Annotated in this window: 7 protein-coding genes; 3 read left to right on the top strand and 4 right to left on the bottom strand. The window is 54.7% G+C overall.

Annotated elements, in window-relative coordinates:
* The coding region (locus ABF824_RS14015; RefSeq protein WP_415489622.1) for a hypothetical protein at nucleotides 1-566 on the top strand (566 nt) is incomplete at its 5' end.
* An 8-nt stretch (nucleotides 567-574) separates the two neighbouring features.
* Here the strand turns inward: ABF824_RS14015 and uvrB are convergent.
* Together uvrB and ABF824_RS14005 are read right to left on the bottom strand one after the other, a co-directional pair.
* The gene (gene uvrB / locus ABF824_RS14010) at nucleotides 575-2,779 is read right to left on the bottom strand and encodes an excinuclease ABC subunit UvrB (RefSeq protein ID WP_415489621.1); all 2,205 of its coding nucleotides are present in this window, start codon (nucleotides 2,777-2,779) and stop codon (nucleotides 575-577) included.
* A gap of 81 nt (nucleotides 2,780-2,860) precedes the next feature.
* Complete coding sequence (locus ABF824_RS14005) at nucleotides 2,861-5,551, bottom strand: Rne/Rng family ribonuclease (protein WP_415489620.1); 2,691 nt, start codon at nucleotides 5,549-5,551, stop codon at nucleotides 2,861-2,863.
* 535 nt (nucleotides 5,552-6,086) lie between these two features.
* Between ABF824_RS14005 and ABF824_RS14000 the strand changes: the two genes are divergently transcribed.
* Together ABF824_RS14000 and ABF824_RS13995 are read left to right on the top strand one after the other, a co-directional pair.
* Nucleotides 6,087-7,037, top strand: a complete 951-nt coding sequence (locus tag ABF824_RS14000; RefSeq protein WP_415489619.1) for an N-acetylmuramoyl-L-alanine amidase family protein — start codon at nucleotides 6,087-6,089, stop codon at nucleotides 7,035-7,037.
* A 99-nt stretch (nucleotides 7,038-7,136) separates the two neighbouring features.
* Entirely contained in the window at nucleotides 7,137-7,553 is a 417-nt protein-coding gene (locus ABF824_RS13995) for a hypothetical protein (RefSeq protein WP_415489624.1), read from the top strand.
* Between the two features lie 17 nt (nucleotides 7,554-7,570).
* Here ABF824_RS13995 and ABF824_RS13990 read toward each other — a convergent pair whose 3' ends face one another.
* Together ABF824_RS13990 and ABF824_RS13985 are read right to left on the bottom strand one after the other, a co-directional pair.
* Nucleotides 7,571-8,086, bottom strand: coding sequence for a DUF2721 domain-containing protein (locus ABF824_RS13990; protein WP_415489618.1), 516 nt, complete (start codon nucleotides 8,084-8,086; stop codon nucleotides 7,571-7,573).
* Nucleotides 8,087-8,174: 88 nt separating this feature from the next.
* Complete coding sequence (locus ABF824_RS13985) at nucleotides 8,175-9,731, bottom strand: carbohydrate porin (protein WP_415489623.1); 1,557 nt, start codon at nucleotides 9,729-9,731, stop codon at nucleotides 8,175-8,177.
* Between the last annotated feature and the right edge of the window lie 475 nt (nucleotides 9,732-10,206).

The raw sequence follows: 10,206 nt of genomic DNA, 5'->3' as shown, positions 1-10,206 counted from the left end.
GTTTAAAACAAAAACCACAAATAATACTGGAACTAAGAAAAATACTTTCGTCACTCTACTGGAGTCATTACGAAAATATTGCACAGAACTTCACACAGCGAATTGCTATGCTTATTGCCACAGGGGCTCATCACCCTATCGTCCCTGCAATTCGTCCAAAAGAGATGGCCTTGAAAAGAATTATGACATTTCATGGGACAATATTATCCTACGACATCCAAAATAAAAATGTGACATGCCAAGACCCCTTTGTTTCAGACAAAGCTGCGCATCCCGTTCTACGTTCACCAGAAAATTATCTTTGTATTTCTTTACATGGCCAACTTCTGTATTTGACACAAGAAAATGAGAATCTTGTATTGAGCTGCGTGCTACAAGAAGAAAATGCACTCCAGCTTCTTCCTTTTGATCCTTCTCATGTGCACACCAAGAAACTTTACAGGCAAAATGCCGGTTTTATGATTCAGACACAGCAAGGGTATATGTGCGCCTCGCCTACCACAGAAGTCGCCATGAACTCTTCCAACTGCCTCGAATGGGAAAGCTATCTCTGCATTCCCCATTAAAAGCCACATCAGGTTCTCTTTCGAGCTCCGCCTCGTTTTTTCGTCTTTGCGGGATCATAGCCACCGCCCCCCGGTCCAAGTGGCACCGGCCCCTTGTCTTTTTTCTTACCTTTTATCTGCTTTGATGGGGCTGGTGGTGGTTCCAGCCCAAGCTGCAAAGCTTCCAAGCGCTTGACCTCGTCACGAATGCGGGCCGCAGTTTCAAATTCGAGATCAGCCGCAGCCGCTCTCATCCTTTTTTCCAGCTCAGCGATCGTCTCATCGAGATTCTTGCCGACAAATTCGTCAGCTTCAGCGCCTTCTGTCGGCGTGACGGTCACATAATCCTGCTCAAATACAGAATTGATGATCGTGCCGATCTGCTTGCTCACACTCTGCGGCGTGATGCCATGCTGCTCGTTCCACTCCGTCTGCTTTTCACGTCTCCGCGCTGTTTCTTCTATGGCGTAACGCAGGCTATCGGTCATTTTATCTGCATAAAGCAGCACACGCCCTTCGACATTCCGGGCCGCACGACCGATCGTCTGGATCAGCGAAGTCCGTGAACGCAGGAAACCTTCCTTATCGGCATCAAGAATAGCGACAAGAGAGCACTCAGGAATATCCAGCCCCTCTCGCAGAAGGTTGATTCCCACCAGCACATCAAAAGCACCCAGACGAAGATCCCGAATGATCTCAATCCGCTCCAACGTATCGACGTCAGAGTGAAGATAGCGAATCTTGATCCCGGCTTCATCCAGATATTCTGTCAGATCTTCCGCCATCCGCTTGGTCAGCACCGTGACAAGCACACGACCACCCTTGGCGATCGTTGTACGGCACTCGGCAAGCAGATCATCGACCTGCCGTTCAACGGGGCGAACCTCGGTAATCGGATCGATCAGGCCGGTCGGGCGAATCACCTGTTCACTGAACACACCGTCTGTACGCTCGATTTCCCATGGTCCAGGCGTGGCGCTGACAAACAGTGTCTGGGGGCGATAAGCATCCCATTCACCAAATTTCAGCGGCCTGTTGTCGAGGCAGGATGGAAGACGAAACCCGAACTCGGCAAGAACAGATTTGCGCGCATGGTCTCCCCGTTCCATACCCCCGATCTGCGGCACGGTGACATGACTCTCATCGACAATAAGAAGCGCATCCGCCGGCAAGTATTCGAACAATGTCGGCGGCGGCTCTCCCGCCTTGCGACCGGAAAGATAGCGGGAATAGTTCTCAATACCTTTGCAAACGCCGGTGGTTTCCATCATCTCCAGATCGAAAGTCGTCCGCTGCTGGAGACGCTCCGCCTCCAGCAATTTGCCTTCCGCCACAAACTTGTCGAGCTGCTGCTTCAATTCCTGCTTGATGCTGATAATGGCCTGATTGAGCGTCGGGCGCGGCGTCACATAATGGCTGTTGGCGTAAAGACTGACCTCCTGAAGATCCGCTGTCTTTTCTCCGGTCAACGGATCGAACTCAATGATCTGATCGATTTCATCACCGAATAACGATACCCGCCAGGCACGATCTTCGTTCTGCGATGGGAAGATATCGATGCTCTCCCCGCGCACCCGAAAGGCACCTCGCGCAAAGGCAGCATCATTCCGCCGATATTGCAGTTCCACAAGCGCCTTTATGAGCCGGTCCCGGTCTATTTCTCCACCGACTTCCAGTCGCACAACCATGCGGGAATAGGTTTCAACCGACCCGATACCATAAATACAGGATACGGACGCCACGATGATGACGTCATTCCGTTCCAGCAGAGCCTGTGTCGCCGCATGGCGCATCCGGTCAATCTGCTCGTTGATCTGACTATCTTTTTCAATATACGTATCAGACCGTGGAACGTAAGCCTCCGGCTGATAGTAATCATAGTAGCTGACAAAATATTCAACGGCATTATTGGGGAAAAACTGTTTCATTTCCCCATAAAGTTGCGCTGCCAGTGTCTTGTTTGGTGCAAGAATAAGTGTCGGTTTCTGGGTAGCCTCAATTACCTTGGCCATGGTGAAGGTTTTGCCGGACCCCGTCACGCCCAACAGCACCTGATCCCGCAGACCATCCTCCACGCCAGCCGTAAGCTGAGCGATTGCCTGCGGCTGGTCACCCGCGGGTGCATATTCCGAAACGACTTCCATGCGGAAGCGTTTTTCCTTCGGAGGCAACTGCTCCGGCTGGAACAAAAGAGCGGGGTGGCCCTCAAGCGAGGATCGTGAACGGGAAGCCATAAACGGAAAGATGGGCGCTCTCGGCGTTACCCGCAAGAGACAGAGACGGGGATCCCTAAGGATCCCCGTCTCATACGTGTTTTAGCGGCGCCACCAGCCGGTGCGTGGCTTTGCCACCGGCGTTTCATCATCAATCACAGTCGGTTCAACCATGATGACAGGGCGACGGGTATCGGCCCCTTTTTCATCATTCTCAACCCCCTGCTTCTCGACTTCCTCAACCCCATTGGCTTCCTGAGGCTGTGTCGCCGTCTTACGCGTGCTTCTCCGGCGACCGCGTGCGGGGGCTTTCCGTGGCTCGTCAACGATTTCCTCTGTTGACGGAGCACTTTCAGCTTCCACCTGCGGTTGCTCTTCAACCACAGCAGTCACGGTCTCCATTTCTTCAGAACGGGGAACAGAACGTGTGCCACGATCGCGACGGCGTGGAGCCCGTTCTTTTGGTGGCTCGGCCACAACGGCGACTTCCTCCACCACTTTTTCCGCAACCGGCTTTTCTTCGACCGCAGGCTTAGAGGTATCGAACTCCTCCTGCTCCATCATATCAAAGATGTCGAAGCTACCGCCGAACGGATCAGCCGGTGTCGGTCCACGCCATTCGCGCTGCTGTGGAACAGGCTGCTGCGGGCGACTGGTCTGGCGGCTATCGGGCCGGCTTTCCGAACGCGTATTCTCCGTCGTCGTGCGACGCGAGAATCGTGTGCGATTCCGACCCGGCACCAGATTTTCTGCGTTCTCAGAAGCAGTTTCCTGCTCGCCACCTTCCTGCTCAGTTTTGGCAACCGGTGCGGCACCTTCTTTTTCCACATCAGAAGCAGCGTTTTCTGAAACTGCCTCTTCACGGGGGCCACGGCGACGGCGACGGCGACGGCGACGACGACCTCCTTCTTCCTCGCGCTCTTCCTCACCATTGCTCGGACGCTCATCCGCGCGAGCCGCAGGCGGTGCATCGCTGATCGCGATTGTCCGCACCGTCTGCCCGGAAGCCTCAGTTTCCTCCGTACCATTCTCAGCCGGCAACGCAGCCGTCTCACTTGTAATGGCAGCCTGCTCAGGCGCATCGAAGCGGGCTGACTGGGCACGTTTCCGCTCGATGCGGATTTCAGGCACAGGCAATGACGCATCAGCCACAAAGATGACCCGCATCTTGTGACGCGCTTCGATCGCATCCAGCCAGTCGCGCTTGTTGTTGAGAATATAGAGCGCGATATCCCCAGCAACATAAACCGCGATTTCAGAGGCACGACGCTGGGCACCCTCGTCCTCTATCGCGCGCAGCACGTGCAGAGCCGAGCTTTCGATACCACGCACAATGCCCGTGCCCTGACAGTGCGGACAGGTCATGAAAGCGGATTCAGCAACGGACGGACGGAGACGCTGACGTGACATCTCCAGCAGGCCAAAGTGAGAAATTCCGCCGACCTGAATACGGGCCCGGTCATGACGCAGGGCGTCTTTCAGGCGACGCTCGACCTGCGCATTATGGCGACGGGATTCCATATCGATGAAATCGATGACGATCAGTCCGGCAAGATCACGCAAGCGCAACTGACGGGCAACCTCATCAGCGGCCTCAAGGTTAGTCTTGACCGCCGTTTCCTCAATGTTGCGTTCGCGGGTCGCACGCCCGGAGTTTACATCAATGGAAACCAGAGCTTCCGTCTGATTGATGACAAGATAACCACCTGAACGAAGCTGCACGGTCGGCGACAGCATCGCGTCAAGCTGCCCTTCAACGTGGTAATGGCTGAAGAGAGGCTGGTTCTCCTTACGCCACAGCTTAACCTTCTGTGCCCCCTGCGGCATCAGCATGCGCATAAAGTCACGGGCGGCACGCCAGCCGGCCTCGCCATCCACCACAATCTCATCGATATCGCTGGTGTAAACATCGCGGATTGCCCGTTTTACCAGGCTGGCCTCTTCGTAGATCAGCGCGGGAGCGACGGAATTCAGCGTGTGCTCGCGAATCTGATCCCAGAGATGGAGAAGATATTCGCAGTCCTTCATCACTTCCGGACGCGGACGCTGTGCGCCAGCGGTACGAACGATCATCGCCATGCCGCGAGGCAACTGGAGATCCGCAATGATGTCACGCAGGCGCTTCCGATCTGCCACCGACGTAATCTTGCGGGAAACACCACCACCCCGCAGGGCATTCGGCATCAGAACACAATAACGCCCGGCTAGGGAGACGTAAGTGGTCAACGCCGCGCCTTTGTTCCCCCGCTCTTCTTTCACGACCTGCACGAGCAGAACCTGACGACGGCGGATAACTTCCTGGATCTTATAGCTACGCAGGAAGCGGGCCATACGCTTCTGAACCAGCGCTTCCTCACCGGTATCGGTCTCGCCCCCGACGTAATCCGGTGACTGAGAATCCTCAGCGGAATCCTCTGTTTCCCCCTCAGCCTCTTCGGAATTTTCCGCAGTCGACTGGGCTTCATCCTCTTCGGATGCCGCAGCGCGCTGTTCTTCAAGCGTCGCTTCTTCTTCCTGAATCGCCAGCAGTTTTTCGCGATCAGCTACGGGAATCTGGTAATAATCGGGGTGAATTTCGCTGAAAGCGAGAAAGCCATGCCGATTTCCGCCGTAATCCACAAAAGCGGCCTGCAGGCTTGGTTCGACGCGGATGACTTTGGCAAGATATATATTGCCCTTCAGCTGCTTTCTGTTGGCAGCCTCGACATCATAATCCTGTAGACGGTTTCCATCCATCACGACGACGCGGGTTTCTTCCGCGTGAGTCGTGTCGATAAGCATACGCTTGCTCATAAAAAAAGACACTCCGGTGTCCCGGCGCTCGTCCAGAGGGGCACCTCCGACCTGCTTCAGGTCGGGCGCCGCGCGGAAGCGCTGCGGGTAAATCGATAATTCGTTTATGGGTGACGGCCGCAAACGACTGCTGGAGGAAGGGGACGCTGGCGAGACGGCTCTCCAACAACGGACAGCGGGCAGAAACCGGATACATACGTCCGCTGCCTTTCTTCTGCCCTGTCGTTGTGTCCAGACCTGCTCTCATTCACCCGTGTCGTTCAACGTAATTGCGGCATCCGGTCATGGGCCTGTCGTCCACATATCAAGCAGCACGACTTCCTTTGATTCGGAGCCTCACAGACAAAGGTCTGCGACTCGAAGAGCATGACCTAAAGAAAGACAAGAAGCAAGAGAGCACCTTCGGACAGCACCCTGAACCTGCGTTCTGTTCCCTTTCAAACACACTTCCAAGTTCCTGACATAATTGTCGTTCATTAATGACTCACCAACGACAACATGACAAAATCAGGCCTGATTTCGAACTGGGTGCGACATGAGGCAGGACGGCAAATGCGAACAGCAACAGGCACACAAAAGCGCGACACCATCCGCTGTCAGCACTGACGGTAGCCTGCCAACGGCAAATCTTTTCCGGCGCAGGGTTACTGTAGCCCTTGGTCTTTCGCCGCTGCTCCCTTCAGCAGCAATGGCAGCCTCGCATACGCACACCACGCCCGCGAAATCAGCAGCACATTCATTGCAGAGCAACACTCATTCTTCCCAGTTACATAGCCCTGCCGTCCTGCGAAACGCCGCTCCCCCTCCCCCCCTTGTCATGCTCGATCCCGGCCACGGCGGAAAAGATCCCGGCGCCATCGGGTATTCCGGCACATACGAAAAGCATGTTGCCGAAGCAGCAGCGGAAGAACTGCGCCGCCAGCTTCTGGCCAGTGGGCGCTATCGTGTGGCCCTCACCCGCGCCAGTGATCGCTTCATTCCCCTCGAAGGGCGCGTGGAGATGGCGCAGGCGCACAAAGCATCGCTGTTCATTTCCATGCACGCAGATGCACTTCACGACTCATCCGTGCGTGGGGCGAGCGTTTACACTCTTTCCGGAGCAGCATCCGACTCCCAGACCGCATCACTTGCTCAGACAGAAAACAGCGCAGACAGTTTCGGTGGGCCGCATGTTCATGCAACATCGCCTGCCGTGCAGCAGATTCTCGCCAGTCTTGTGACGGAAGAAACACGCCGCGGCTCTGCGCATCTGGCCAATGAGGTGGTCTCCTCCTTCCAGTCCCGCATCTCCCTACTCTCACATCCCCATCGCCATGCCGCCTTTGTGGTGCTGAAAGCTGCCGACATCCCGTCCGTGCTGGTCGAAATGGGCTTCATGTCCAATCACGCTGACGAAGTCGCTCTCCGTCAGGCTGGCCATCGTGCAATGGTCGCTGGCGCCATGCGCGACGCCGTGGATCGATATTTCTCGACTTTCCATGTCTGACGGCGTGCGCTTCGCATGCCTCCATGGCTTTGCTTCGTCACAACTTTCGGAAATCTGATGCAGAAAACTTCAAAAACGCTTTTCACCGCCCTTGCGCTAATGACACTGACCGCCTCGCCAATATGGGCAAGGAGCGTTTCCTCCGTCTGTGACAACAGCAATTTTCTGTCCGCGCAACAGGATTTCGAGAATGGCGAGGCACGAGGCGATGTGCCCGTTCATATCTGCGGACACGTCGTTGCTGTTTCAGAAAAAGCGCAACACACGCGCAGTGGCTGGCACGGTTATTTTTACGTCGATGTGGGACACGGCGTGTCCATACGGATCGTTTCCAATCTTGATGAAATTTCCGGAGACGAGTGGCCGTGGGTAAGAAAAGGCGACATGGCTGATGTCGTCGGACGCTATTATTACGACTCACCACGTCGGCAGGGTATTGACTGGACGCATCACGGCACCAGCCGGAAATGGGACATTCCAGGTTATGTCATCGTCAACGGCAAGCGTTTTGACTAACGCTTGAACGGAGCGCCTCAACCGGTTGTTGAGGCGCTACTCTCCGGTGATCTTTTCTTGACGCTCTTTGGAAGCGGTCCAGATTTCCTAAGATTATCCCAAGAGAAAAAACAGTCGCAAAGAAAGGCAGCCAGCGCGGCCACAGTGCTCAGTAGAGCCGCCCCAAAGAGAGCGACCAACCACAACGCGATCGACGCGTCGCGCACAGAACCAAGAAACAGCACAAACGCAGCGCCGCAGGTCATGGCACCCGCCAACCCTCCGAACATGATTGATATATCGAGAACCATGATCCGACGCGTAAGGCGGCGCAGATGGTGCCGCAGCTTGCGCTTGGCCTCCTTGTCCTGCTCTGTATCGAGGAGGTCGGAAGCTTTTTCGATCTGGTCCGCAACACGCGCCGAGCGTGTGTTCAGCAGGTTCAACAGTGTGCCGACGCCTGAAAGCATGAAAACAGGCGTAAGCGCCGTTTCGATGAGATGAGCGACATCACCGGCGGAATCGGCTGCAAGAGCAGCAAGAGGAGTGGCCATTACGAAGCAGTTATCTTCACAAAAAGAGAAGCTGCTTTCGTAATGGCTCACAGCAGGAAGTCAAACCCACCCCTCCCTGCACGACAAATTACAGCGCTGCCAGAACCTTGATACCGCCAAGAATGGCGTTCGGAATGACCGATGTTTCGCCTGGACGCATCATGTATTCAAACACGGGCTGCAGAACGAGACCCGGAACGACCGGAATACCGTAGTAGGCTTCCAATGTGGCGGCATGCGTCTGTGGACCCGTAACAAACTCCCCAAGCGACAATCCCGCAGCCTGCCGCAAATTCTGACCGTATGTGAGACGATTGCTGATCTGATAGTAGGAATACATCACACCGAAACGATCGAACGGACGGTAGGGCAGGATGCCAAGCAGGGACGCTCCGACATAAAACTGGTCGGACCACACGGAAACACCGGGTGTGTTGTGAATATAACCCGCAAGAAGATAGCCACCCGCCATCTGGTGATCACCACCTTTGCGATAAACCATCTGATCCGCTTCGAAGTAGAACGTATCCCGCGGACGATCTTTCTGCACTAGTCCACGAGACGCAGTGGGAACAGAGCCTATGATATCGTCATAGCGCGTGGTGTCATGACCAAAACCGATCTTGTAATGGCCCGGCAACTTGTCACGACCGAAGAAAGGCTCCCAACCCAGTTCAATAGGCAGCATGACGCCTGTCTGCTGCTCACTTCCCCATGCCCAGCCAGACGGATTTGAGGTCAGCGGACCCGCTGCATATACGCCCGTCGTCAGAGTCAGATCACGTGTCGGCCGAATACGGATTGTTCCGCCCCACGAGGCTTTCGGATAAACACTCCAGCCCTGCTGGGATTTAAGTGCCACCGGGGCTGAACACTGGATCATGAACGTGCAGAGCAGCACGGACGTGGCATAGGTATGCGTCAGCGTCAGACGCCCGATATTGATATTCACCTTGTTATGGAAAAGAGCTTTCTCAAGATAGATATCCGCGAGATGCGCCGCCATGTGCCCGGAGAGGCTGTAAACTTCGGACAGCAAGATACGGTGCTCACCCACATGATCGTAACTGACTTCGCGGCCTGCACGTTCCATCATCACGGCATGCAGGATCCAGCCGTCCCAGCCGACAAGTTTGCCAAGATCAAACCGGGTCGTGAGCGTCAGTTCCTGCGCATAGGACATGCCTTTGCTCAGACCGCCCCCAAGATTGGCGATACTTTCGCTCTTGTAAGCGAACTGGAAACTGAAGCCACGATCCTGAAGCCACTTACGGCCCGGCTGTAACTGCGGCACCAAATTACCGAAAGTCTGTGCGGGCACATAGTAACCAGCGGAAAGATCGCGCTGACGTAAAGCATCGTCCCGATCATTCAAGATCGAGGATATACTTTCCGTATTGAACAGCGCATCCAGACGCTCCGCCGGACTTATGGGCGTCCGTTTCGGCGCCTTGTGAGCAGGCGCCGCATATGGTCCCAGCTTTTCCTTTCCCAAGGAAACAACAGGCGCGGTTTGCGGTGCTTTTTCGCTGACAGCCGCAGCCTGAGCCCACGCGCACGTCACCACTGCGCTCTGAAGGACGCCTGCGACTAGAAAAAACGCGGACCACCGCCGCGCGCGACTCGATAGACACAAGACAGGCATATTGCTGTCGAGGAGGGGCTTTTGTTTTTTTATCATTGTACCATTCTCGCCTCGATAGTTCTGGCGGTACAATGGTTTGGGAAGAAAACCAACATACACAGACCGCTACCGCACACTCTCCAATCTGCGTGTTGCAATAAAACAACATACAGCCGACGCCTGCGAGACACGTGAGCGCTTTAAAATTCATAAAGCTGTGAGAATAACTACATTGTTAGAATAATTCTCCTCACAGAATCCTGTCTCACCCAAAGCACACGAAAACGTCACACCCCCGCACAGTTAGCAAATATCTTTAAACGCATAGGGGCCAAATTTCCTCAAAAGACCACCAATTTCATTATATGCTGTCGTTTTCACGGGCATCATCGGACAAAAATCCGATCAAACACTTTAATTTTTTTATTAATAAAAAAGTCATTTCACTCCAAAAATCGTTGTTTCCTTGACTTTTTCAGAGCGATCGCTCTAACGT

Source organism: Acetobacter sp., from assembly GCF_047721705.1.
In the GTDB taxonomy this organism is placed as follows: Bacteria; Pseudomonadota; Alphaproteobacteria; order Acetobacterales; family Acetobacteraceae; genus Acetobacter.
The sequence above is the reverse complement of the archived record's forward strand: the minus strand, read 5'-3'. Positions and strand labels throughout refer to the sequence as shown.

Coding starts and splice junctions, on each gene's coding strand:
- ABF824_RS13985 (WP_415489623.1), bottom strand. CDS start 9,731: ATGCCTGTCTTGTGTCTATCGAGTCGCGCGCGGCGGTGGTCCGCGTTT.
- ABF824_RS14005 (WP_415489620.1), bottom strand. CDS start 5,551: ATGAGCAAGCGTATGCTTATCGACACGACTCACGCGGAAGAAACCCGC.
- ABF824_RS13990 (WP_415489618.1), bottom strand. CDS start 8,086: ATGGCCACTCCTCTTGCTGCTCTTGCAGCCGATTCCGCCGGTGATGTC.
- ABF824_RS13995 (WP_415489624.1), top strand. CDS start 7,137: ATGACACTGACCGCCTCGCCAATATGGGCAAGGAGCGTTTCCTCCGTC.
- uvrB (WP_415489621.1), bottom strand. CDS start 2,779: ATGGCTTCCCGTTCACGATCCTCGCTTGAGGGCCACCCCGCTCTTTTG.
- ABF824_RS14000 (WP_415489619.1), top strand. CDS start 6,087: ATGAGGCAGGACGGCAAATGCGAACAGCAACAGGCACACAAAAGCGCG.